The organism is Citreicoccus inhibens (genome assembly GCF_019039035.1).
GTDB lineage: Bacteria > Myxococcota > Myxococcia > Myxococcales > Myxococcaceae > Citreicoccus > Citreicoccus inhibens.
Map to the genome: position 1 here is coordinate 379,414 of NZ_JAHNZT010000003.1, position 23,386 is coordinate 402,799.

The 23,386-nt window shown below is 71.1% G+C and carries 18 protein-coding genes; 14 read left to right on the forward strand and 4 right to left on the reverse strand.

All coding sequences use genetic code 11. The features are described 5' to 3' along the window. Nucleotides 1-10: 10 nt before the first annotated feature. Entirely contained in the window at nt 11-1,861 is a 1,851-nt protein-coding gene (locus KRR26_RS06125) for an OPT family oligopeptide transporter (protein ID WP_120201741.1), read from the reverse strand. A gap of 274 nt (nt 1,862-2,135) precedes the next feature. On the opposite strand from KRR26_RS06125, the gene KRR26_RS06130 reads away from it, so the two are divergent. The 9 genes from KRR26_RS06130 (at nt 2,136) to KRR26_RS06170 (ending at nt 14,057) form a co-directional block, all read left to right on the forward strand. Continuing rightward, nucleotides 2,136-3,626: a hypothetical protein gene (locus KRR26_RS06130; RefSeq protein WP_217079334.1), complete on the forward strand. Its 1,491-nt coding sequence runs from the start codon at nt 2,136-2,138 to the stop codon at nt 3,624-3,626. Nucleotides 3,627-3,928: 302 nt separating this feature from the next. Beyond that, on the forward strand, nt 3,929-5,419 hold the full coding sequence (locus tag KRR26_RS06135; RefSeq protein ID WP_120202314.1) for a hypothetical protein: 1,491 nt from the start codon (nt 3,929-3,931) through the stop codon (nt 5,417-5,419). A 291-nt stretch (nt 5,420-5,710) separates the two neighbouring features. Next, entirely contained in the window at nt 5,711-6,166 is a 456-nt protein-coding gene (gene acpS, locus KRR26_RS06140) for a holo-ACP synthase (RefSeq protein ID WP_217079335.1), read from the forward strand. Next, the gene (locus tag KRR26_RS06145) at nt 6,159-6,401 is read left to right on the forward strand and encodes an acyl carrier protein (protein WP_120201745.1); all 243 of its coding nucleotides are present in this window, start codon (nt 6,159-6,161) and stop codon (nt 6,399-6,401) included. The genes acpS and KRR26_RS06145 overlap by 8 nt, the downstream gene beginning before the upstream one ends. Before the next feature lie 4 nt (nt 6,402-6,405). Continuing rightward, nucleotides 6,406-7,596, forward strand: a complete 1,191-nt coding sequence (locus KRR26_RS06150) for an acyl-CoA dehydrogenase family protein (protein WP_120201746.1) — start codon at nt 6,406-6,408, stop codon at nt 7,594-7,596. Between the two features lie 88 nt (nt 7,597-7,684). Continuing rightward, nucleotides 7,685-8,593 carry an amino acid--[acyl-carrier-protein] ligase gene (locus KRR26_RS06155; RefSeq protein ID WP_199723644.1) on the forward strand — a complete coding sequence of 303 codons (909 nt, stop codon included), beginning with the start codon at nt 7,685-7,687 and terminating at the stop codon, nt 8,591-8,593. Continuing rightward, nucleotides 8,590-9,570, forward strand: coding sequence for a DUF1839 family protein (locus KRR26_RS06160; RefSeq protein ID WP_120201748.1), 981 nt, complete (start codon nt 8,590-8,592; stop codon nt 9,568-9,570). Before KRR26_RS06155 ends, KRR26_RS06160 begins: the two co-directional genes overlap by 4 nt. A 12-nt stretch (nt 9,571-9,582) precedes the next feature. Further along, nucleotides 9,583-12,183, forward strand: coding sequence for a glycoside hydrolase family 2 protein (locus KRR26_RS06165; protein WP_217079336.1), 2,601 nt, complete (start codon nt 9,583-9,585; stop codon nt 12,181-12,183). Continuing rightward, nucleotides 12,180-14,057, forward strand: coding sequence for a serine aminopeptidase domain-containing protein (locus KRR26_RS06170; protein ID WP_217079337.1), 1,878 nt, complete (start codon nt 12,180-12,182; stop codon nt 14,055-14,057). Before KRR26_RS06165 ends, KRR26_RS06170 begins: the two co-directional genes overlap by 4 nt. On the opposite strand, the gene KRR26_RS06175 is transcribed toward KRR26_RS06170, so the two are convergent. Beyond that, entirely contained in the window at nt 14,038-14,949 is a 912-nt protein-coding gene (locus tag KRR26_RS06175; RefSeq protein ID WP_217079338.1) for an alpha/beta hydrolase, read from the reverse strand. The two genes, KRR26_RS06170 and KRR26_RS06175, sit on opposite strands and share 20 nt — an antisense overlap. Nucleotides 14,950-15,019: 70 nt before the next feature. Further along, the gene (locus KRR26_RS06180) at nt 15,020-17,368 is read right to left on the reverse strand and encodes a serine/threonine-protein kinase (protein WP_217079339.1); all 2,349 of its coding nucleotides are present in this window, start codon (nt 17,366-17,368) and stop codon (nt 15,020-15,022) included. Nucleotides 17,369-17,644: 276 nt separating this feature from the next. On the opposite strand from KRR26_RS06180, the gene KRR26_RS06185 reads away from it, so the two are divergent. Genes KRR26_RS06185 through KRR26_RS06195 form a run of 3 tightly spaced genes read left to right on the forward strand, consistent with a single transcriptional unit; the run spans nt 17,645 to nt 20,172 of the window. Further along, nucleotides 17,645-18,934, forward strand: coding sequence for a DNA polymerase beta superfamily protein (locus tag KRR26_RS06185; protein WP_217079340.1), 1,290 nt, complete (start codon nt 17,645-17,647; stop codon nt 18,932-18,934). Further along, on the forward strand, nt 18,931-19,737 hold the full coding sequence (locus tag KRR26_RS06190) for a nucleotidyltransferase domain-containing protein (RefSeq protein ID WP_120201757.1): 807 nt from the start codon (nt 18,931-18,933) through the stop codon (nt 19,735-19,737). Before KRR26_RS06185 ends, KRR26_RS06190 begins: the two co-directional genes overlap by 4 nt. A 57-nt stretch (nt 19,738-19,794) precedes the next feature. Next, complete coding sequence (locus KRR26_RS06195) at nt 19,795-20,172, forward strand: VOC family protein (protein WP_120202321.1); 378 nt, start codon at nt 19,795-19,797, stop codon at nt 20,170-20,172. Between the two features lie 3 nt (nt 20,173-20,175). Here the strand turns inward: KRR26_RS06195 and KRR26_RS06200 are convergent, their stop codons facing one another. Continuing rightward, the gene (locus KRR26_RS06200) at nt 20,176-21,069 is read right to left on the reverse strand and encodes a LysR family transcriptional regulator (protein WP_120201759.1); all 894 of its coding nucleotides are present in this window, start codon (nt 21,067-21,069) and stop codon (nt 20,176-20,178) included. Nucleotides 21,070-21,168: 99 nt separating this feature from the next. Here KRR26_RS06200 and KRR26_RS06205 point away from each other — a divergent pair, with 99 nt between their 5' ends. Continuing rightward, nucleotides 21,169-22,056 (forward strand): SDR family oxidoreductase, encoded by an 888-nt coding sequence (locus KRR26_RS06205; RefSeq protein ID WP_120201761.1) that lies wholly within the window; start codon nt 21,169-21,171, stop codon nt 22,054-22,056. Nucleotides 22,057-22,147: 91 nt separating this feature from the next. Further along, nucleotides 22,148-23,365 (forward strand): polysaccharide deacetylase family protein, encoded by a 1,218-nt coding sequence (locus tag KRR26_RS06210; RefSeq protein WP_217079341.1) that lies wholly within the window; start codon nt 22,148-22,150, stop codon nt 23,363-23,365. Nucleotides 23,366-23,386 lie beyond the last annotated feature (21 nt).

The following is a 23,386-nucleotide window of genomic DNA, read 5'->3' on the forward strand; positions in this document are numbered from 1 at the left end:
ATCCCCGAGGCTACCAGAGCGACTGTGTCAGAACGATGACGACGCCCACGAGCCCCTCGCCCGCGATGAGGCCCGCCGCCAACGTCACCAGTGACTCTTCCGCATCGGGCCTCGCGCGACGAACCCCCTCCGTGGCCAGCGCGCCCAGAAAGAACCCCAGGCACGTCGAAGCCGGCAGCAAGCACGCCAACGACAACCCCAGCGGAGAGGGAACCCAGGCCCGCACGCGCTCCGGCAGCGCCCGCTCCGCGAGCGTCAACGCCACCGCGCCCAGCGCCGCCACCGCCATGGTCCACCGCGTCTCGGGAGCCAACGTGCCCAGCCCCTGGGCCAGCACCCGCGCCATGCTGGCGGTGACCGTCGCCGCGGGCGCCGGGAAGCGCGTGCCGCCGAGCGCCGAGACGTCTGGCACCAACACGAAGAACAGCGGCACCACGGCCGCCGCGCCCACCCCCGTCCCCAACAGCTGCGCGAGGAACAAGCGCCGCGGATGCGCGCCCAACAGGTGCCCCGTCTTCAAGTCGGTGAGCAGATCCGCCGCGGACGAGGCCGCGTTGACGGTGAGCCCCGCCGTGGCGAGGTTGGCTCGGACGTCATGCGGCAGCAGCACGCCGTACGTCACCTGCGTCACCTGCCCCAGCGCGCCCACGGGGTTCGCGTCCGTCTCGCCGGTGACGCGGCACGCGATGAGGCACAGCCCGAACGACAGCGCCACCGCCAACACCGCGTGCGGCACCGGCACGCCAAAGCCCACCCGAGCCACCGCCACCGTCGCGGGCGTCAGCACCGCCACGCCGCCCACCCACCAGGCGCGCGGCACCTGGAGCGCATCCACGGGGTGCGCCGAGCCCCCACGCAGCCCCCGCAACGCCCTCGCCAGCGCGCCTCCCTGGAGCGCGAAGTGCGCCAGCGACGCGGCGGTGAGCGCGGCGGCGCCCGGCCACAGCGTCCACCCCAGCACCTCGCCCACGCCCCCGTCCGCGGGCACCAGGCCCAGAGCAAACGCGCGCGGCGCCACCACCCCGTGCACGAGCAGCGCGCCCAACAGCAACGACGCCGTGGTGCGCAGCCCCAGGAGCGCGCCGGCGCCCACGGGCAAGAGGCTGGTCTCCAGCGCGAAGCCCAACCGCTCCAACGGGATGCCCCCCACCGCACCGGGGAACGCGAACGCGACCGGCAAGCGCCCCACGCCATCGCGCAGCACCGTGAGCAGCCCGGCCACGCCCCCACCGAGCCCCAGGGCCCGCAGGCGCGAGCGAGCCCCATCCCCCGTGGCGTGCAGCGCGCGGATGGCGGCGGCGGCGGCGGTGCCCGTGGCGAAGGGGAGCTGCTCCCGGTCCACCAACTGGCGCTTGAGCGGCACGGCGAAGAACACCCCCAGCGCGGACACCAGGAACGTCCACGCCAGCAGCGCCCAGCCCGCCGGGTGATGCCCCGTGGTGAGCAGCCACGCCCCCTGCACCGACACGAGCGCGCCCCCCGTCGCGTAGCCCGCCGACGAGGCCACCGCTTGCGCCGAGCACGTCTCCAGCGCGGACAGCGGCGCGCCCGCGGCCCGGGGCCACAGCCTCCGCCACACGCCATGCCCCGCATGCGCGAGCAGCGCCGCGGTGACCGCCACGCCAAACGCCAGGCCCGTCTTCAGGCCCGCATAGAGGTTGGTGGCGCAGGTGAGCACGCCGATGAGTGCCCCCAACCCCACCGCGCGAGGGGTGAGCTGCGCGAGCCCCTCACCGCGATAGACGTCGCGCAGCCAGCGCGTGTCCGAGTCCTCCGGCCGCGCGTCCGGGAGGGCCACCGTGGGAGCTGGGGAGAGGGGCGCGGCATCCTCGGATGCGGCACGAGGGGCGGACGGTGCCATGTGACGCCATCTTTCCACCCTGCTCCCCCGGCGACGAGCCCTCGCTGTGACCTTTCATGTCACGAGGGAGCCAAACATGTAACTTAAGAAATAACTGGAAACAATTGAATACTGGACATATCGCGGCGCGGCGTCCTAGCGCGGGTGGGCGAGGTCCTCGCGAGGCACATGCGTTGCTCTGGGGGTGGCGCGCAGTCCACGGCCGTGACCTCCGCGCCGGACTTCGCCGGCGCCCGGGGGGGCGGCCTCACTCGCAGCCCGCCACAGAGGACTCATGCCTCATTCCCTCCACCGCCCCCACCTGGGCACCGCGCTCACCTTGCTGGCCGTGGTGACGTTCGCCTGGGGAGGTGCCGCCCAGGCGCAGACCTATACGGGTGGCATCGCGGACAACTTCGTCGCGCCCACCGAGCCCACGTCGCCCAGCGCGGGGCTGCTGGCGTGGATCGCCGCCAACTACCCGAACCCGGGCTCGCGGCCGTACGACTCGATGGTCATCGACCAGTACTTCGGCACCACGTTCCCGGGGCTCACGCGCAACGGCCGCATCTGCGGCGCCACGCTGCGCACCACGGTTCGCAACGGCGACACCAACGACTCGCTCGGGCTGCTCTTCATGGGGCCCGCCGGCACGCCCCTGGCCACGGGCTGGGGAGACTCGCTGGTCAACCTGGGCGTGCCCTTCGGCGCCACGGGCACCATCACCCTCAACCTGGCGTCGCTGCCGGGCGGCGCCAACCTCCTGCCCACGCTCAACGCCCAGGGCTTCCTCGATGTCATCGTCCAGGACGACAGCGCGGTGGACTTCATCACGCTGACCATCACCCCGTGCCGCACCGACGTCTTCATCCGCGACAACGCGTCCGACGTGGGCACCGAACCGGGCGCGTACGGCGCCTCGGGCATCTGGAGCAGCCCGGACATCCGCGTCTGCCAGATGCCCGGCTGCGTGGGCAACCAGAACCCCGAGTTCGGCCAGCCCAACACCCTCTACGTGAAGCTCAACAACTCCGGCCCCAACGCGCCCGTGGGCAACCCCGGCGTGGGCACGTTGATGCTCTATTACACGGCCTCTGGCGGCGGCGCGCTGTGGAACGCGGACTGGAACTTCATTGGCAGCCTCAACGTCACCGTGCCCGCGGGCGCGGTGGGCTACGAGGTCCCCGTGACGTGGAACACCGTCCCTGCTCCCGGCCACTACTGCCTGTTGGCGCGCTGGGTGTCGGTGTCCGACCCGATGACGTTCGCCGAGCTCATCCCCTCCAACACCGTCAACAACACCATCCGCAACAACAACATCGCGTGGCGCAACGTGAACGTGGTGAACCTCAACCCGCTCATCGCCTCGCAGGACTTCGACTTCCGCGTGCGCAATGTCCTTCGTGAGCGCGCCAGCGCCGCCTCCCTGGAGGTCCGCGTGCCCGCCGGTCCGTCCTTCCTCGACCGCGGACAAATCACCCTCACCCTGCCCCCCGAGCTGTGGTCGACCTGGAGCCGCAAGGGCACGGGCTTCCAGGTCATCGGTGAGGGCATCGTGCGCGTGACGAGCCCGAGCGGCGCGCGGCTCGACGGCCTCCAACTGGCGCCCCAGGCCGCCCCGTTCGTGCGCGTCACCTTCTCCGCGGCGGCGGACGTCCGCGCCGCTCCGGCGCAGCCGTTCACCGTGCAGGTGGTCCAGTACGCGGAGACCGACGAGACGCCCGGCCAGGTCATCGAGGTCGGTGGCGTGGGCTACGACATCAGCCTCGGCGTGGCCAAGCAGTAACCCGCGCATCGACGCAGCGAGGGCGGGCCACGCACGTCGCGGCCCGCCCTCCGCGCGCGGTCCCCGCGGCGCCAACGCTTGTGACCTTTTCGGCCACAATCGAGACATGCGAGTAATTGGAGAAATTAAAGCAACCCATTGAATGCAGGACATGTCGCGGCGTCAGCGTGGGGCGCCGCACAGCCCCTCAAGAGCCCTGCGCTCCGCTGAGGGGTGGCGTGCAGTCCACGGTCGTGACCGCCGCGCCGGACTTCGCCGGCATGGGGGATGCGGCCGCACGCATCACTCACAAAAGGGGACCCATGCTCCATTCCATTCACCGCCCGCGTCTGGGCACCGCGCTCACCCTGTTGGCATTGGTGGCGCTCACCTGGGGAGGTGCCGCCCAAGCCCAAACCTATACAGGCGGCATCGCGGACAACTTCGCCGCGCCCACCGAGCCCGCGTCGCCGAGCGCGGGGCTGCTGACGTGGATCGCCGCCAATTACATGTACCCGGGCACGCGGGACTACGACGAAGGAGGCGCGGACCGCTACTTCGGCACCACGTTCACCAACCTCACGCGCAACGGCCGCATCTGCGGCGCCACGCTGCGCACCCAGGTCTTCAACGGCGGCCTCAACGACTCGTTCGGGCTGAAGTTCGTGGACACCACCGGCGCCCTCCTGGTCCCCGCCTGGGGACGCAGGATCAGCACCCTGGGCGTGCCCTCGCTGACCACGGGCACCATCAACCTCGACCTGGCGGCGCTGCCGGGCGGCGTCAACCTCCTGCCCACGCTCAACGCGCAGGGCTTCCTCGACGTCACCGTCGATGACGACAGCGCGGTGGACTACGTCACGCTGACCCTCACCCCGTGCCGCACCGACGTCTTCATGCGCGACAACGCGTCTGACGTGGGCGCGGAGCCGGGCACCTACGGCTCGTGGGGCATCTGGAGCAGCCCGGACATCCGCGTCTGCCAGATGCCCGGCTGCGTGGGCAACGAGAACCCCGAGTTCGGACAGACCAACTCCATCTACGTGAAGCTCAACAACACCGGGCCCAACGCGCCCGTGGGCAACCCGGGCGTGGGCACGCTGATGCTCTACTACACGGCCTCTGGCGGCGGCGCGCTGTGGGACACCGACTGGACCTTCATCAACAGCAAGCCCGTCACCGTTCCCGCGGGCGCGGTGGGCTTCGAGGTCGAAGTGCCGTGGAGCAACGTGCCCGGCCCCGGCCACTACTGCCTGTTGGCCCGCTGGGTGTCGGCGTCCGACCCCATGACGTTCCCCGAGCTCATCCCCTCGAACACCGTCAGCAACACCATCCAGAACAACAACATCGCCTGGCGCAACGTGAACGTGGTGAACCTGAGCCCGCTCGTCTCCACGCAGAGCTTCAACTTCCGCGTGCGCAACCTCCTGCTGGACGGCACCAGCTCCGCCGCGCTGGAGGTCCGCGTGCCCGAAGGGCCGTCCTTCCTCGAGCAGGGGGACATCACGCTCACCCTGGAACCCGAGCTGTGGGCGAGCTGGGGCCAGAAGGGCACGGGCTTCGAGGTCATCAGTGACGGCGTCGTGCGGATAACGGACCCGAGCCTCGCGCGGCTCGAGGACCTCCACCTGCCGTCCCATGCCGGCCCGATGGTGCAGGTCACCTTCTCCGCGACGGAGGAGGCCCGCAACGCGCCCGCCCAGCAGTTCACCGTGCAAGTGGTCCAGTACTCTGAAACGGAAGAGGCGCGCGGCGAGCTGCCCGAGGTCGGAGGGGTGGGCTACGACATCACCGTCGGCGTGACGGAGCCGTAACCGGAACACCGACGCATCGGGGCATCGGGGGCGGGCCGCGCACGTCGCGTCCCGCCCTTCGCGCGCTGTTCGCCTCGCGACGCGACCTGCCCCGTCTCTGCCGACAACCCGACGCGCCACCCTGGCCTCCAGCACGAGCCAGATGCCCTGAAGCAGCAGCGGCGCGGTGCGCGAAAACCCTCCTCCCGGGCGAATCCAGACCCAGGTGCTCGGTTTCCATCAGAGTGGACCTTTCCAGGCGCGCGCGGATACTGTGGCGCCACCGTCCGCGGGCGGTGGGGGTTGGTCTGCATGGGTTCCAGTTCAGTCGTCGTGGGGACGGACCTGGTGCAGGTCTCCGCGGTCGCGGCCTCCATGGAGCGCTTCGGGATGCGCTATCTGGAGCGGTTGTTCACCCCCGACGAGCTGGCCTATTGCCTGCGCGAACCGCGCGCCGCCCCCGAGCGGCTGGCCGCGAGATTCGCCGCGAAGGAAGCCACCTTCAAAGTGCTGCGCGTGCATGAGGAGCCCGTGCCCTGGCGCACCATCGAGGTGGTGCGCTCGCCCGAGGGCTACTGTGATCTGGCCCTGCACGCCGAGGCGCTGGCCCTGGCGCGCGCGCGCGGCCTGACGGGTTTCTGCGTGAGCCTCACCCACGAGGCGGACTACGCGTCCGCCGTCGTCATCGCCGAGCGAGCCACGGGCGCCACGGGCCCCGTGGTCGCTCCTTCCCCTGCCACCTCCACGACTCCCCAGTGCCATGACTGAAGCCATCCGCAACATCCTCAAGGAACACGGCCGTCTGTCCGTCGACATCTCCACCCTCACCGACGCGGCAGACCTGTACCAGGCCGGCATGACGTCCCACGCCAGCGTGAACGTGATGCTCGCGCTGGAGGCCAACTTCGAGATCGAGTTCCCCGACAAGTTCCTGCGTCGCAGCGTCTTCTCCAGCGTCTCGGCGATCAGCGAAGCGGTCGACGAGATTCGGGCGGCCCGGTAGCGCCATGACGACCGTGACCGCGCAGGAAGGTGCCGCACCGGTGGGCCCGCGCCCGCTGGAGACCGTGGCCCGCATCGCCTCGGAGGTCGCTCGCGTCCACGCGGATTCCGTGGACCGCGAGGGCCGCTTCCCCGCCGAGGCCATCGAGGCGCTCAAGCGCGCCCGGATGCTCGGGGTGCTCGTGCCCGCGTCGCTCGGCGGGCCCGAGCTGGGCTTGGACGAAGTGGCGGCCATGTGCGAGGCGCTGGCCCACCACTGCGCCTCCACCGCGATGATCTTCGCCATGCACCACATCCAGGTCGCGTGCCTGGTGCGGCATGGCCAGAGCTCCCCCCTGCTCCGCGCCTACCTCACGGAGCTCAACGAGCGTCAGGCGCTCATCGCCTCGGTCACCTCCGAGGTGGGCGTGGGCGGCGAGATGCGCGCCAGCGTCACCTGCGTGGAGCAGCGCGACGGTCGCTTCACGCTCGACAAGGACGCCACGACCATCTCCTACGGCGAGCACGCGGATGACCTGCTGGCCACCGCGCGCCGCGCCCCGGACGCGCCCCGGAGCGATCAGGTCGCGGTGCTCCTGCGCAAGGGCGACTTCACCCTGGAGCGCACGAGCGCATGGGACACGCTGGGCATGCGCGGCACGTGCAGCCCGGGCGCCAAGGTGCGCTCGTCCGGTCCCGCCGAGCAGGTGCTGCCCGTGCCGTTCGCGGACATCGCCAGTCAGACCATGGTGCCGGTATCCCACGTGCTGTGGAGCAGCGTGTGGCTGGGCATCGCGGCCGGCGCCGTGGGCCGCGCGCGCGCGTTCGTCCGGCAGCAGGCCCGCGCCAGGCCCGGCACCACGCCGCCCACCGCGGTGCGGCTCGCCGAGGTGCACAACCAGTTGCAGACCCTGCGCGCCAGCGTGCACGAGGTCTCCAGCGACGCGGGGCGCCGCATGGCGGCCGGAGACCCGGAGGCGCTGTCCTCCATCGGGTTCTCGCTGAAGATGAACAACCTCAAGGTGTCCGCCTCGCAGCTCGTCGTGGACATCGTCCATCGCGCGCTGCTCATCTGCGGCATCCAGGGCTACAAGAACGACTCGCCGTTCTCACTCGGCCGTCACTTGCGCGATGCCCACTCGGCGGCGCTGATGATTGGCAACGACCGCATCCTCGCCACCAACGCCTCCCTCCTGCTCGTCCTCAAGGACGAATGACGCCCCTTCCCTGACGCCGCGCGCGCCGCTCGTTGCGGGGCGCGCCCCACCCGCGGCCCTCTCCTTCGCAGTCCCCTGGAGTTCCCCCGTGTCTGACATTTCCGCGCAGGACTTCCACGACGCGCTCGTCGCGCACAAGCTCATCCTCCCCGTCGGCGTGCCCGGTGCGTTCGGCCGGGGGCCCGTGTTCGAGGACGTGCTGCGGCGCTTCGGTGACCTGGTCACCGAGGCCGCGAAGGACGACGGCGCCGAGCAGATGCTGTTTCCGCCCATCATCGACCGGCGCGTCTTCGAGAAGAGCGACTACCTCGAGTCCTTCCCCCAGCTGGCCGGCACCATCTTCAGCTTCGTGGGCAACGACGCGCAGCACCGCGAGATGATGAACTGCGTGCACGAGGGCAAGCCCTGGTCGCAGTTCCAGTCCATGACCGAGGTCGTGCTCGCGCCCGCCTCCTGCTACCCGGTGTACCCGCAGTTCACCGGGACGCTGCCGGAGAAGGGCCGGCTGGTGGACGTGCAGAACTGGGTCTTCCGGCATGAGCCCTCGCCCGAGCCCACGCGCATGCAGTCCTTCCGCATCCGCGAGATGGTGCGCGGCGGAAGGCCGGAGCAGGTGGCGGACTGGCGCGACCAGTGGCTGGAGCGCGGCCTGACGCTGTTGCGGCGGCTGGGCCTGCCCGTCGAGCCCGTCACCGCGTCGGATCCGTTCTTCGGGCGCGGCGGGCGAATGCTCGCGGCGAACCAGCGCATGCAGAAGCTGAAGTTCGAGGTGGTGGTGCCGGTGCTGTCAAAGGAGAAGCCCACCGCCATCTGCTCGTTCAACTACCACCAGGACCACTTCGGGCTCCTGTTCGACATCAAGACGCAGGACGGCCAGGTGGCCCACACCGCGTGCCTGGGCTTCGGCCTGGAGCGCGTGACGATGGCCCTGTTCCGCACGCACGGCTACGTCCCCGCCGAGTGGCCCGCCGAGGTCCGCAAGGTGCTCTGGCCATGAGCATCGTCTCGGTCCTCGGGGTAGACCCCCGCGCCTACGTCAAGCACGCGCTCCACGCCGAGGGCTCCCTCTGGGTGGAGAAGAACTGCTACGCCGACCTGTGGATCGAGCTGCTCCATGCCCAACGCCTGGACCCGCTCCCGTTGCTGGCCTTCTCGCTGGCGCTCGACTTCGTGGGCGACCAGTGGACCTTCTTCAAGCCGCCGCATGAAGACCTGCACACGCTCTACGGCCTGGACGTGCAGGAGCTGAACGTGTGGCGGACGCTGGCCGAGCACGCCGCGCTGCACTTGAGCGCGGGCCGGCTCGTGCTCACCGAGGCGGACGCGTTCTACCTGCCCGACACCGCGGGCACGGATTACGGCCGCCAGCACACGAAGACGACCATCGCGTTGGAGACGTTGGACGTGGAGGCCCGCCGCCTGGGCTACTTCCACAACAGCGGCTACTACACGCTGGAGGGCGCGGACTTCGACGGCGTCTTCCGGCGCGGCGGCACCTGGGACGCGAACGTCCTGCCGCTGTTCGCCGAGTGGGTGAACCTGGAGCGGCTGGAGCGCCACGCGCCCGACGAGCTGCGCGCGCGCTCGCGCCGATTGCTCGCCCATCACCTGCGCCGCCGCCCCACCCAGAATCCGTGCGCGCGCTTCGCGGAGCGCTTCGGCCAGGACGTGGATGGACTGCGCACCGTCGGCATCGACACGTACCACGCCTATGCCTTCGCCACGCTGCGGCAGGTGGGCGCGAACTTCGAGCTGGCCGCGGCGTATCTGCGCTGGCTGGATGGAGGCGCGTCGAGCGGGCTCGTGCGCGCGGCCACGGAGCTGGAGTCCATCTCGTCCGCCGCCAAGACGCTCATCCTCAAGGGCGCGCGCTCGGTCGCGGCGCGAAAGCCCGCGGACTTCAGTGAGCTGCTCGGGACGATGGTGACCGGGTGGGAGCGAGGCATGGCGCAGCTCGTCTCGGACGCGGGCTGACAGGCGAGGACCATGGGCCGCATTCGTTCCGTCAGTACCCATCGGGTGACGCCGCTCGATACCGGTTGGCAGGCCGTGGCCGTGGAGCCCGGCGCCGTGGAGGCGCCCTCGCGCCTCGCGGGAGCATCGCTCGCGTGGATCGCCGCGAGTGTCCCGGGCACGGCCGCCTCGGCCCTGCGTGAGGCGAAGGCGTGGGACCTGGACCGCCCGCCTCCCGCGCTCGACACGCGCGATTGGTGGTACCGCGTGGACGTGGTGCTGCCCGCGCCCGAGGACGGCGCCGTCTTCCTGTGCTTCGACGGGCTGGCCACGCTCGCGGAGGTGTGGCTGGACGAGGAGGTGGTGCTGCGCTCGGACAACATGTTCCAGGCGCACGCGGTGGATGTCACCGCGCACGCGGGCGCCGCGCGGCGGCTGGCCATCCGCTTCCGAGCGCTCGCGCCCGTGCTCCAGGAACGGCGAGCGCGGCCCCGTTGGCGCACGCGACTGGTGGATGCCACGCACCTGCGCTGGTTCCGCACCACGCTGCTGGGACACATCCCGGGCTGGTGTCCCGCCGTTCCCCCCGTGGGGCCCTGGCGCGCGGTGCGGGTGGAGCAGCGCAGGCACGTATCCGTCGAGAGCGCGGACGTGCACGCGATGCCTCGAGGCGACGGCGGACACGTCACGGTGGACCTCCAGCTCAAAGCGCTGGGGCGCGCGCGGGTGGTCTCCGCGACGCTAGAGGTCGGCCCGGCACACGGGGCCTCCGCGGCGATGGAGGTGGGCGCTGCGCGCGTGGCGCTGACGTGTGAACCCGGCAGCGCGGGCGTCTGGAGAATCCGAGGCGAAGCCGAGCTGGAAGCCGTGGCGCGCTGGTGGCCGCACACGCACGGCGAGCCCACGCTGTATCCGGCGCGCGTGGACGTGTCACTGGAGGGCGGCGAGCACGTGACGCTCGATGTGGGCCGCGTGGGCTTCCGCACGGTGGAGCTGTCCCAACAAGACGGGGGCTTCGCGCTGTCCGTCAACGGCGTGCCGGTGTTCTGTCGAGGCGCCTGCTGGACGCCGCTCGACGTCGTGTCCCTGAACGGGACGGAGCGGGACTACGTGGAGGCGCTGGAGCTGGCGCGCGCGGCGGGCATGAACATGCTGCGCGTGGGCGGCACCATGGTCTACGAGGACGACCGCTTCTACGACGCCTGCGACGCGCGCGGCATCCTCGTGTGGCAGGACTTCATGTTCGCCAACATGGACTACCCGGCCGAGGACCCCGCGTTCCAGGCCAGCGCGCGACGCGAGGCGGAGCAGTTCCTCGCCCGCGTGCAGGGCAGCCCCGCGCTGGCCGTCCTCTGCGGCAACAGCGAGGCGGAGCAGCAGGCCGCGATGATGGGCCTGCCGAGCGAGCAGTGGACGGGCCCGCTCTTCACGTCGCTGCTGCCCGAAGTCAGCGCGCGCGTGCGTCCGGACGCGCCCTACTGGCGCTCGTCCCCGAGCGGCGGCGCCATGCCGTTCCACACGCGCGAGGGCGTCACGCACTACTACGGCGTGGGCGCGTACCTGCGGCCGTTGGAGGACGCGCGGCGCGCGGGCGTGCGCTTCGCGTCCGAGTGCCTGGCCTTCTCCAACATCCCCGAGGACGCCACGCTGGAGCGCGTGCTGGGAGATGGCGAGGCGCCCGGACACCACCCGAAGTGGAAGGCCCGCGTGCCTCGCGACTCCGGCTCGGGCTGGGACTTCGAGGACGTGCGCGACCACTACCTGCGCCTCCTGTTCGACGTGGACCCGGCGCGCCTGCGCTACGCGGACGTGCCGCGCTACCTCGCGCTGGGACGCGTGGCCACGGCCGAGGTCATGGCCGCCACGCTGGCCGAGTTCCGCCGCCCCGGCGCGTCGTGCCAAGGCGCGCTCGTCTGGTTCTTCCGCGACCTGTGGCCCGGCGCCGGCTGGGGGCTGGTGGATGCCACGGGCCTGCCCAAGGCCGCGTACTACGCCGTCAAGCGCACGCTGCAGCCCGTGCTCCTCGCGCTGTCGGACGAGGGGCTCGATGGGCTGGACCTGAACGTGACGAATGACTCCGGCGAAGCACTCGACGTGGAGCTGGAGGTGACGTTCTACCGCGACGGAGAGGTCCCGGTGGCCAGCGGCAAGGCCCCGGTCCTCGTCCCCGCGCGCGGCGCCACGCGACGCTCCACCGAAGCGATGGTGGGCCACTTCGTGGACTCCACCGAGGCGTACCGCTTCGGCCCGCCGGGCCATGCGCTCACCATCGCGCTGATGCGCGAGCGCGCCACGGGCCGCGTGCTCCAACGCGCGTTCCACCTGCCCGCGGCGACGCGGGCCTCGCCTCCTCGCGAGCCCGGACTGGAGGCGCACGCGAGCCCCCTGGGTGACGGCGGGCACCTGGTGCGCGTGCGCGCGAAGCGGTTCGCGCAGTCCGTCTGGTTCGATGTCCCCGGCCACGTCCCCGAGGACAACTACTTCCATCTGGCTCCCGGTGAGGAGCGCGCGGTGGTGCTGCGGCCTCGGCCTTCGGCGCGGCCCTTCCGGGGCTTCGTGCAGGCGCTCAACGCGGCCAGCCCCCAGCGCATCGAGTTGTCCGCTCCCGCGGCCTCGGGAGGAATCCGACCATGAGTCCGAACGTCGCGCGGTCCACGCCCGAACCCGGGCAGGCCCCCGCCCCTCCTCCCGAAGTCCACGCCCTGCCGCTCCCCCTTGTCCTGGGCCCCGAGTCCCGCCGCCTCTTCGGCTGGTACCACCCGCCGCAGGGCACCTCGACGCGCCGGCTCGGCGTGGTGCTGTGCAACCCCCTGGGCTACGAGGCCATGCCCGCGCACCGCACGTACCGCCATCTGGCGGCCCGGCTCGCGGAGGTCGGCTTCGCGGTGCTGCGCTTCGACTACGACGGCACGGGAGACTCCGCGGGCCACGACGGTGAACCGGGTCGCGTCGCCGCGTGGCGCGAGAGCGTGGGCCTCGCCATCGACGCGCTGAAGCAGCGCGCGGGCGTGCGGCACGTGGGCCTGTTCGGGCTGCGCCTGGGCGGACTGATCGCGCTGATGACCGCGGCCGAGCGCGACGACGTGCGCGCGCTGATGCTCTGGGCCACCCCCGCGACGGGCCGGGCCTACGTGCGCGAGCTGCGCGCCTTCCGCCAGCTCAAGGAGAAGGAGAACGCCCAGGCCCCGCGCCCCCCGCCATCGGACGCGGGCGAGGAGATCGCCGGCTACCTGCTCCAGCCCAGCACCGCGGACGACCTCTCCGCGCTGCGCCCGTTGGAGGCGACGCCGCGCGCGGTGCGCCACGCGCTGTTGCTCGGTCGCGATGACCTGCCAGGCGCGGAGGCCCAGCTCGCCCGCCATCTCCAGGGTCACGGCGTGGACGTGTCCCATCCCTCCGTGCCGGGCTACGCCGCCGCGATGCGCGACGCGGAGTTCACGCTGTTGCCCGAGGATGCGCTCGACACGTTCGTGCGCTGGATGAGCGACACCGACTCACGCGAGGAGGCCTCCGAGCCCGCAGCCCAGGCGGCGCACACGGTGGGGAACGCGCCCTTCGAGTGCACCGCGCCGGGCGGCGCGCGCGTGAGAGAGCGCGCGGTGCGCTTCGGCACCGGAGGCCGGCTGTTCGGCATCGTCAGTGAGCCACTCTCGGGGCGGGCCGAGCGCACCCGCGCAGGCGTGCTGTTCGTCTCCGTGGGCGCCAACCACCGCATCGGGCCCAACCGCATGCACGTGACGCTGTCGCGAGAACTGGCCTCGCGAGGCTTCGTGGCCATGCGCCTGGACATCGGCGGCGTGGGAGACAGCCCTCCGGCGCCCGGCGAGCCAGAGCATCCGCTCTATTCGAAGGCCTCCGTGCGAGACATCCAGGAGGCCATGGACTGGCTGGGCGAGTCGTACGGCCTGCGCCGCCACGTGGTGGCCTCGGTGTGCTCGGGCGCGTTCCTCACCTTCCACGCGAGCGTGGCGGATGAGCGGGTGGCGGGCCACATCCTCATCAACCCGCAGACCTTCGTCTGGCGCGCGGGCGACTCGCTCGTCATCCGCCAGCGCGAGCAGCGGCCCGCGTACGAGACGTCGTTCAAGTCCACGCGCTTCTACCGCAGCGCGGCGCTCCAGAAGGAGACGTGGCGACGGTTGATGCGCGGCGAAATCCAGGTGAAGCGCATCGCGCGGGAGATGCTGTCACGCGCCATGAAGCAGGCGCAGACCCTGCCGTTGCCGGGGCCGCTCCAGAGCCCCGAGCAACGCCAGCACCAGGACGTGCGCCACGCCTTCGTGGCGTTGGCGGACCGGGGCCTGGAGTCGCTGCTCGTCTACAGCGCCAACGACGGTGGACTCGATGTCATCGAGCGCTACCTGGGCCCTCACGCGCGCAAGCTGGCGCGTCGTCCCAACTTCCGCTTCGAGGTGGTGGACGGCGCGGACCACACCTTCACGCCCCTGTGGGCCCAGGCCCATCTGGGTCAGCTCATCCTGAGCTTCATCACTCGGAAGTTTGGCTGAGCTGGGGCTCGCGCGGGGCGAGGGACTTGTCGAAGAAGTCCCCCACCCGGGCCAGATACGCGTCGCCGTCGGGCGTCTGCGCGTAGTGCCCATGCCCCGCCCCGGGCACGAGCAGCAGGGTCCGAGGCTCTCCCGCGAGCGAGAACAAGCGCCTCGCCATGTCCGGAGGCACGGCGCGGTCCTCCGTGCCAGCGATGAGCAGCAACGGGCGGGGCGCGAGCTTCCCCACCACCACCTCGGGGCGCAGGTCGTCCAAGGCGAGCCCCGCATGGCGCGCGGCGAGGACGGCGGGCACGGACGTCACGGGCCCCCACGCTCCGAACTCGTGGGTGAGCTGCGCGTCCAAGCGGGTGAAGGCCCCCGCCAGCGCCACCGCCGCCACGCGCGCATCCTCGGAGGCCACGCGCGCGGCCACCGCGCTGCCCATGGAGAAGCCGAAGAGGCCCAGGCGCGACGGATCCACCTCGGGCTGATGCGCGAGGAAGTCGAGGCCCGCGCGCACCGCGGCCCGATGCTCCGCGCCCCACGTCGCGGGCCCCGGGCTCTCTCCATGCCCCGGCATGTCGAGCAGCAGCACGCCATGCCCTCGACGGGCCAGCGCCGCCGCCTCGTGGACGAGGTCGAGCCGGGTGGAGGGCGAGCCATGCACCAGGACGATGGCCGAGCCCACGCGGGGCGCCACGTACCAGCCCTGAACCTCGGCGCCCGCGTCGAAGGTGAGCGTGACGTCACGCGGCTGGAAGTCCGAGGGGAGACCGGCGCGCGAGGCGGAGGTGAACGCGGGATGGAGCGCCGCGCGTTCATAGCGATACGTCCGCCACGCCTTCACGCCCACGACCGCGCAGCCTCCCAGCACACCCGCCAGCAGCCACATGAGCCATCTCGTTCGCATGAGCCCGTCCGGGGGCACATGCTGTCATGAGCAACGTTCCCGCGCGCGGCCACGACGGGCCGCTGCGCGCTCAGTTGGCGGAGAAGCTCATTCGCGCGCTGCCCTCGGCGCACTTCACCTCCACCCATGACAGGTCGGTGTCCAGTTCCACCCCGTCCTGACGGAAGCGAGCCAGGGCGATGCTCTCCTGGTCGCCCGCCGCGAGGTGAGCCAACCGGTACTGCTTGTTGTTGGCCAGGCGCAGGTCACAGGACGTCCACGGGCGCGTCTCCAGGTTATGAATCACGAGCCGCTTGAGCGGCCCGATTCCACCGAGCACCACGCGCCCCTTGAGCGACTTCGCGACCGCGGGGACCGCGACGGGAGCAGGCGGAGCGGTCGCGGCCACGGGAGCCACCGCGGGAGCATTGGGAGCCGGAGCCGCGCGAGGAGGGCGACGGCGATTGCCACGGTCCTCCGCCACGGGCTGCGCCCGAGGAACGAACAGCTTCACGCCAGCAGGAGGGGCCTCGTCCGCGTGAAGCCGCGACAGGTGCTCGCCGCTGATCTCCATCACCAAGGCCTTGCCGAAGCGAGCCCGGCGGCCATCCGCGCCGGGAGGACCCACCAGGTCGATCTCCGTGCCCTTGCGCAGCCCATCCAGACGACCCGCGCGAACGTAGAGCTGTCCGCCGTCCTCGAGGACCTCATGGAACGCGCTGGCCTCGTCGGACCCGGGCACAGATTCGCTCCGAGCGGAGTCCTCGGCTCCGCGAGGAGCGGCATCGGCATCACGCGTCGGAGCCGCGTTCGCGCGAGCCATGGCATCAGCTCCGCGCCCAGGCACCTCATTCGAGCGAGCCGGCAGAGCGCCTTGGGGTGTGGGCTCGACGCGAGCGACCGGCGCCGCGCCACTCCCGTTGCGCATCATCACCACCGAGACCAGCGCGAACGCGAGCACTCCGCACACCCCGAGGAGCGCCAGCATCGTCGCGCGCTGTCGCCGAGCGTCCGGCGGATTCTGCGCCGCCCCCGTCATCGCGGGTGAACTGGCGGCGGTCGCGGTTTGCAGGCCGGGTGAACTCGAAGCAGGGCTCCCCCCTGATGCACCGGAGGTCGCGGAGACGTTCGCCTGAGGCTGCATCGCCCCCGAAGCAGCCACGCCCCCTCCCGTCCCCGAGATGGCAAAGGCCGAGGTGCCACCACTCTGCGCGGACGCGGCGGGAGTGAGCGAGCCCCCTTCGTGCCCCGTGGCTCCGGAAGCGCCGCTGCCTCCCTGCATCCCGACCGCGGCGGGCGTGGACGCGTTGCCGCCGTGCGCGCCCGACGATGCCGCTCCGCCTGGAGAGAAGGTCCCACCGCGCCCCTGCGATGAAGAAGACATCCCAGGCACGGCCGCGCCTCCCGAGCCCTCTCGCACGTATGTCCCCGCCATCTCTGCGGCGTGGACATCGGGCGCGGTGGGCAGACGGCGGCTGAGCGTGGAGATGAGCCGGCGCTGCTCGGCGAACTCCTCCGGGCAGAGGTCGCGCAGGTACGTGCCCACCTCCTCCGCCCCCGCTCGCTCGTGCCAGCGGATGGCCTCTTCATTCAGCGCCCGCGCGAAGTCATCGGCGCGGGCGTAACGGTCGTTGACCTCGGGCGCCAGCGCGCGATGCACCACCCTGTCGAGCGAGGCGGGAATCTCCGGCCGCACCGAGCGCACCGACGGGATGTTCGGCCGCGCCATCGCGGCGATCATCTGGCCCACCGACTCCGCGTCGAACAGGCGACGACCCGCCAACATCTCCCAGACCACCACGCCACACGAGTAGATGTCGCTGCGGTGGTCCAGCTGCTCCGCGCGCGCCTGCTCCGGAGACATGTAGCCCAGCTTGCCCATCACCGTGGACGGCAGCGTGTGCGCGCTCCCCGCCGCGCTCTTCGCGAGTCCGAAGTCGATGACCTTGGTCTCGCCTTCGTAGGACACCATCACGTTGTGAGGTGACACGTCGCGATGGACGATGCCCAACGACAGCCCATCCGGGCCCACCTTGCGGTGCGCATAGCCCAGCGCCTCGGCCACGTGCTGACCGATGTGGAGCGCGATGGGAATGGGCAGGGGCGCGTTCACCTGCGAGGCGCGCCCCAGCACGCGCGACAAGTCCACGCCGGGCACGTACTCCATCGCCATGAAGAGCGTGCCGGCGACCTCGCCCAGGTCATACACCTGCGCGATGTTCGAGTGCTGGAGGTGCACGAGCAGCCGCGCCTCGTGCTGGAAACGTTGGACGAACTGAGGGTCCGCCCCCATCCGCGGCAGGATGGTCTTGAGGACATACAGCTTCTCGAAGCCTCCCGCGCCCACGAGACTGGCGAGGTGGACTTCGCCCATCCCGCCTTGTCCCAGGCGATGAATGAGCTGGTATCGACCAAAGGTGGTGGGAGGGGTCTCTGACATGGCCGCGCAGCCTATACCGCGCGGCCTGGCTGACGCGCGGGTCCGCGCGTCAGGCTGGGCTTCCCGCGCACGGGAAGCAGTCGCTATCGGGCGCCGCCCGACTTCCAGCGGCGCTGCTTACGGCGGGGACGCGCGACCACCGCGACCCACAGCACAAGCAGTGCCGGAACAAACAATTGAAGGGTTTGGATCATCTATCTCCCCCCGAAATATGGAGCCCGGGTCTGACGTGTCCGCGCGCCGGTTCCTGATTCGCGCGCGGGCTATAAAGCGCCCATGGCCGAGTCCTCCGACGAGCTGTCCGCTTCCTCACGCATCCGGGGCCTGGAGCAGGTCGACCGGCTCTCCATACCCCTCCCACATGGCACCGAGGTGACAACGCGCGTGGAGCGTCTGGCCTCGGGCGGACGGCGCATTCCCCAGGGCGTGGTGGGGCGCGTGGTGCGCACGCGGGACGGCGGCTGCGACGTGCAGATCGTCGGTGTCGGAGAGGTCTGGTATGCCCGCGAGGAGCTGGTCCCTCGGCGCCCGGGACAGGTGCGGTTCGCCCACCGGCGCGAGGCGGCGTGGACCGCGCTCACGCCGTGTGTCGTCCTCGAAACACGCGTGGGCAGCCACGCCTGGGGCCTGGCCGATGAGAACTCGGACGTGGATCTGCGCGGCGTGTTCGCCTTGCCCTTGTCATGGACGCTCGGGCTGGGAGAGCCGCCGGTGGACCTCGTGTCCGCTGACGGCAGCACCACCTACTGGGAGGTGCGCAAGACGGTCGAGCAGGCCCTGCGCGCCGACCCCAACACGTTGGAGACGCTGTTCGTCCCCGGCGTCCGGGCCCTGGACGAAACGGGCGCGTGGCTGCTCGAGACGCGGGGCGCGTTCGTGTCGCGGGCCATCTTCGGCAGCTTCGGGCGCTACGCCATGAGCCAGCTCGACAAGCTCACCCGGAGCCAGCGGCTCGCCGAGCACCGGGACCTCGTGCTCGGTTGGCTGTGCGAGGAACCCGCCCCAGACCTGGACGAGGTGGCCCGGCGGCTCGCGGCCCTGTCTCCGCGCGCCGCGCCCACCGAGCAGGAGGGATTGCTCGCGGCCCGCACGTACATCAAGCAGCTCTACCGCTCGCTGTCGGATCAGGGCCTGCTCGCGAGCAACGACTTCGTGGCGCTCGCGGCCTACGCGCGCGGCGGCGGACAGCGACCGCCCACGGCGCGCGAGCTGCGCCCGAAGAACGCCTACAACCTGCTGCGGCTGGTGGCGCTGGCCACGAACTGGCTGCGCGAGGGAGAGCCCACCTTCGCGGCGACCGGAGCCCTGCGCACGCGGCTGCTGGACATCAAGCAGGGCCGCGTCCCGTTGGAGGACGTGCTGCGCGACGCCGAGGCGATGGCGCCGGAGTTGGAAGAGGCCCACCGGACGAGTCGCCTGCCCGAGCATCCCGACTATGGTCGCGCGGACGAACTCTTGCGGCGCGTGCGCCACGAGGTGGCCCGGCGCGGGGTGCTCCAGGTACCCGGGCCGCTGGGTCGAGACGCGCCAGAAGCTCCGGCGCTGGAATGGAAGGACATGGAATGAAAGGCACGTTGACGGACCATCAGCGACGCATCGCGGACCGCGCGCTCGACGAGGAATCGGCGCGCCGCGAGCACCTGGTCATCTCGCTGTCCGGCGCGCACGCGTATGGGTTCCCATCCCCCGACAGCGACCTGGACTTGAAGTGCATCCACGTGGAGTCCACGAGCACGCTCCTGGCGCTCACCCCGCGCATCGTGCCGGCCGAGCGCCTGGAGATCATCGAGGGCGTGGAGGTGGACTATTCGTCCAATGAGTTGCAGCCGGCGCTGCTCGGCATCCTCCAGGGCAATGGCAACTATCTGGAGCGCGTGTTGGACGCCATTCCACTGCGCACCTCACCCACGCTCGAATCGCTGCGGCCTCGCGTGCGCGCGGTGCTCTCACGCCGGTTGTACCGGCACTACCGCGGCTTCGCGTCCGGCCAGCTTCGCGAGTGGGAGAAGAGCGGGTTTCGCTCGGCCAAGCGGCTGCTCTATGTGCTGCGCACCGCGCTCACGGGCGCGCACGCGCTGCGCACCGGGCAGGTGCAGACCGACGTCACCGAACTGCTGGAGCCGTATGGCTTCGCGCCGGCCCACGCCCTGGTGGAGCAGAAGCTGCGCGGCGAGAAGAGCGAGCTGCCCGAGGCGCTCAGCCAGCACTGGCGCGGAGAAGTCGCGCGGGCCTTCCAGGTGCTCGATGACGCGCAGGTCGCGTCGGTGCTACCCGAGGAGCCTTCCGCGGAGAGCGTCGCCGCGCTGGAGCAGTGGTTGCTCGACGAGCGCCGCCGTCGCTGGGATGGCGCGCCACACGAGGAGCGCTGACGCGTTCGAGTGGGCCTCACCTTCCCGGTGACTCGGGCCTCTGGCATGTTGCCGCTCATGGCCAGAGTCACCGGAATCGGGGGCGTCTTCTTCAAGTCGAAGACGGATCACAAGCAGCTCGCGGCCTGGTACGCCCGGCACTTGGGCTTGCGGCTCGAGGAGTGGGGCGGCGCAATCCTGAAGTGGCCCGAGGACACGGCCGAGGATCGCGGCCTCACCGTCTGGCACGTCGCGGAGAAGCGCAGCGAGTGGTTCAGCCCGAGCGAGTCGGGCTTCATGATCAACTACCGCGTGGATGACCTGGACGCGCTGCTCGCGCAGCTGCGCAAGGACGGCGTCCCGATTCTCAAGGGTCCGGAGTCCCACGACAACGGTCACTTCGCGTGGCTCCTGGATCCCGACGGCAACAAGCTGGAGCTGTGGCAGCCGCGATGAGCGCTACCCCTCGCCCGCCGGCAGACGCTGTCGGAGCGCCTCCACCACGTGGTCGCGGAACACCACCGTCTTGCGCGGCAGGTGCTGCGCGCTCGGCATGACCAGGTAGATGCTCCCGTTCAGCAGCGTCCACCGGGGCATCACGCGCACGAGCCGCCCCTCGCGCAGCTCCTTGTCCACCAGGTAGGTGGGCAGCGCGCCGAGCCCCGCGCCGCGACAGAGGGCCTCGCGCACGAAGAACATGTCGTCCGCGACGAGCCGCGGGTTCTCCGGGAGCGATATCCGCCACGCGCGCTGCAATGAGATGCCACGCATGGAGGGCAGCATCACCCAGTCATGCGCGGCGAAGTCGCCCGGCCGACGGGGCGTGCCACGCGCCGCGAGATACGACGGCGCGGCGTACAGGTGCAGCGTCAGCGAACCCAGGCGCCGAGCCACCAGCCGGGAGTCCTTCAGCCCGTCCGCCATGCGGAACGCGACGTCGAACCGCTCCTTCACCAGGTCCACGGTGCGCGAGGTGAGCACCACCTCCACACGAACCCGTGGATAGCGCCGGCCAAAGCCCGTCAGGATCTCCGCGAGCACCTCCGTGCCGAAGTCCGCCGTCGCGGTGACCCGCAGCGAGCCCGAGGGCTCCGCCTCCAGCTCCGGCACGTCCGCCAGCGCGTCCTGGAGCGACTGGAGACGAGGCCCCATCCGCTCGTACAACGCTCGCCCCGCCGTGCTCAGCGCCACCGTGCGCGTCGTCCGGTGGAGCAGCCGCACGCCCAGCGTCCCCTCCAGCGCGGTGATGGCCCGGCTCACCGAGGACTTCGTCACGTCCAGCCGGCTCGCCGCCTCCGTGAAACTTCCCGTCTCCGCGACCGCCACGAAGACCGTCAGGTGGTTGAGGTCCATTGTTCCTCCAGCGCAACAGTGTAACGCGCGAGCGCGCATTGCGCCTTGGGTGCAACAACGACACATAGGCGTCGAACCTCGCAGCCTGGAGTCCCCGCCATGAGCAAGCCCCTCCTCGTCACCGGTGCCGCCGGCCACCTGGGCCGTCAGGTCCTCGAGCTGTTGCTCGCCGCCAACGTCGGCCCCGTCATCGCCACCACGCGCGACCCCGAGAAGCTCCGCGACTTCCAAGCGCGCGGCGTCACCGTGCGGGCCGCGAACTTCGATGCGCCCGAGTCCCTCCCCCGGGCGTTCGCGGGCGCCGAGCGCATGCTCCTCATCAGCACGGATGACCTCACGCACCCAGGCCGCCGCCTGGAGCAGCACCGCAACGCGGTGGCCGCCGCGGTCACCGCGGGCGTGAAGCACGTGGTGTACACGTCCTTGACCCACCCGGATGCGTCCTCACCCATCACCTTCGCGAGCGACCATCGCGGCACCGAGGAGGCGCTGGCGAACAGTCCGCTCGGCTACTCGGTGCTGCGCAACAACCTGTACGCGGACCTTCTGCTCTACTCCCTGCCGCGCGCGCTCGCCTCCGGACAACTCGTCTCCGCCGCGGGCGACGGCGGCGTGGGCTTCGTCACCCGGGAGGACTGCGCTCGCGCCGCGGCGGCCGCCCTGACCGACGGCTTCGAGGGGCGCCGCGTGCTGGATGTCACCGGCCCCGAGGTCCTCACCTACCCCCAGGTGGCCCACCTCGCCTCCGAACTCCTGGGGCGCCCCCTCACCGCGGTGTCCGTGCCCCGCGAGGCGCTGGAAGCGGGCTTGAAGCAGGCAGGGCTCGCGCCCACGTTCGCCGCCGCGCTGGCGTCCATCGACGCGGGCATCGCGCAGGGAAAGACCGCGCTCGCCACCGACGTCGTGCGCCAACTCACCGGCCAGCCCGCGCAAGACGTGCGCGGCTTCCTCACGCGCCACAAGGCCGCGCTGCTCGCCGGAGGGTGAGCCCACGAGACTTTGGCGCGCGAGGAGCCTGTCCATCGCCCACGCCCAGGCACTATCCTCCCAACCATCCTTCCGGGGGGATGTCATGCACATGCGGCGAATCATCCGGCGGTGGGCCATGCCCATCGCCGTGCTGGGCTGTTTGCTGAACACGGCGAGCGCGCTCGCGGCCACTCCGTTCAACGAGGGGATGGTCACCATCACCCTCGATGACGGCTGGGCCACCCAGTTCACGGCGGCCCGCCCCGCGCTCAACGCGCGAGGCATCCACGTCACCTATTTCCTCATCACCCACGCGCTCTCCGAGGGCTGGAACGGCTACCTCACGGTGGAGCAGGTGCGCACCCTGCAGAACGAGGGCAATGAACTGGCCAGCCACACGCTGACCCATCCGGACCTCACCACGCTCTCCCCCAGCGACCTGACCGCGGAGTTGCACGACTCGCGCCTCTGGCTCGCCAGCACGTTCGGGTTGGCCTCCGTGCCGGCCTTTGCCCCGCCCTATGGCGCCTACAACGCCAGCGTGCTCGCGGCCATCAAGCAGGAGTACGCCAGCAGCCGCACGGTGAACGGAGGCCGCAACTTCCGAGACACCGTCATCTACGAACTGCGCGGCAACGACGTGAACCGCAACGTCACGGTGGCCACGGTGCGCGGGTGGATCGACAGGGCCATCGCGGAGAAGAGCTGGCTCGTCCTCCTGTTCCATGAGTTCACCAGCGGAACCCCCACCCGCGACACGCAGTACCGCACGGCCAACTTCATCGCCATTCTCGATGACATCCGCACGCGCAACGTGCGCACCGTCACGATGACCGAGGGCGTGGCGCTCACCGAGGGCCGAACCGAGCCGCCCCCCTCGCAAGGCAGGGTCATCTACGATGACGCGCTCGGCAATGGCTTCCAGGACTGGTCCTGGGCGGAGCACAGCCTCGACGAGGCCACCACCGTGCACTCGGGCTCGGCCGCCATCCGCTTCGAGCCGGATGACTGGGCCGGCCTGTATTTCCATCACGACGGGCTGGACCTGTCCGCCTACCAGTCCATCGACCTGTGGGTGCATGGCGGGAGCACGGGCGGTCAGCAGGTCCGCCTCGCCCTGCTCGACGGCACCACCCACCTGGGAGACATCCGCCTGGACACCGCCCTGGGACACCCCATCGCCCCGGGCACCTGGGCGAAGGTCTCCATTCCCCTCAGCAGCATGGGTGTGTCATCCGGCACCCTGCGCGACCTGTACCTCCAGGACGACTCGGGGACGAACCAGGGCACGCTGTACGTGGACGACCTGGTGCTCGTGCCGCGCTGACCCGGACGCGACAGCGCGGGA

Excerpts from the sequence above, each read along its gene's own strand:
- KRR26_RS06185 (WP_217079340.1), top strand. The coding sequence starts at position 17,645 with ATGGCCGAGTCCTCCGACGAGCTGTCCGCTTCCTCACGCATCCGGGGC.
- KRR26_RS06150 (WP_120201746.1), top strand. The coding sequence starts at position 6,406 with ATGACGACCGTGACCGCGCAGGAAGGTGCCGCACCGGTGGGCCCGCGC.
- KRR26_RS06165 (WP_217079336.1), top strand. The coding sequence starts at position 9,583 with ATGGGCCGCATTCGTTCCGTCAGTACCCATCGGGTGACGCCGCTCGAT.
- KRR26_RS06195 (WP_120202321.1), top strand. The coding sequence starts at position 19,795 with ATGGCCAGAGTCACCGGAATCGGGGGCGTCTTCTTCAAGTCGAAGACG.
- KRR26_RS06200 (WP_120201759.1), bottom strand. The coding sequence starts at position 21,069 with ATGGACCTCAACCACCTGACGGTCTTCGTGGCGGTCGCGGAGACGGGA.
- KRR26_RS06135 (WP_120202314.1), top strand. The coding sequence starts at position 3,929 with ATGCTCCATTCCATTCACCGCCCGCGTCTGGGCACCGCGCTCACCCTG.
- KRR26_RS06180 (WP_217079339.1), bottom strand. The coding sequence starts at position 17,368 with ATGTCAGAGACCCCTCCCACCACCTTTGGTCGATACCAGCTCATTCAT.
- KRR26_RS06125 (WP_120201741.1), bottom strand. The coding sequence starts at position 1,861 with ATGGCACCGTCCGCCCCTCGTGCCGCATCCGAGGATGCCGCGCCCCTC.
- KRR26_RS06210 (WP_217079341.1), top strand. The coding sequence starts at position 22,148 with ATGCGGCGAATCATCCGGCGGTGGGCCATGCCCATCGCCGTGCTGGGC.
- KRR26_RS06160 (WP_120201748.1), top strand. The coding sequence starts at position 8,590 with ATGAGCATCGTCTCGGTCCTCGGGGTAGACCCCCGCGCCTACGTCAAG.
- KRR26_RS06175 (WP_217079338.1), bottom strand. The coding sequence starts at position 14,949 with ATGCGAACGAGATGGCTCATGTGGCTGCTGGCGGGTGTGCTGGGAGGC.
- KRR26_RS06205 (WP_120201761.1), top strand. The coding sequence starts at position 21,169 with ATGAGCAAGCCCCTCCTCGTCACCGGTGCCGCCGGCCACCTGGGCCGT.
- acpS (WP_217079335.1), top strand. The coding sequence starts at position 5,711 with ATGGGTTCCAGTTCAGTCGTCGTGGGGACGGACCTGGTGCAGGTCTCC.
- KRR26_RS06170 (WP_217079337.1), top strand. The coding sequence starts at position 12,180 with ATGAGTCCGAACGTCGCGCGGTCCACGCCCGAACCCGGGCAGGCCCCC.
- KRR26_RS06190 (WP_120201757.1), top strand. The coding sequence starts at position 18,931 with ATGAAAGGCACGTTGACGGACCATCAGCGACGCATCGCGGACCGCGCG.
- KRR26_RS06130 (WP_217079334.1), top strand. The coding sequence starts at position 2,136 with ATGCCTCATTCCCTCCACCGCCCCCACCTGGGCACCGCGCTCACCTTG.
- KRR26_RS06145 (WP_120201745.1), top strand. The coding sequence starts at position 6,159 with ATGACTGAAGCCATCCGCAACATCCTCAAGGAACACGGCCGTCTGTCC.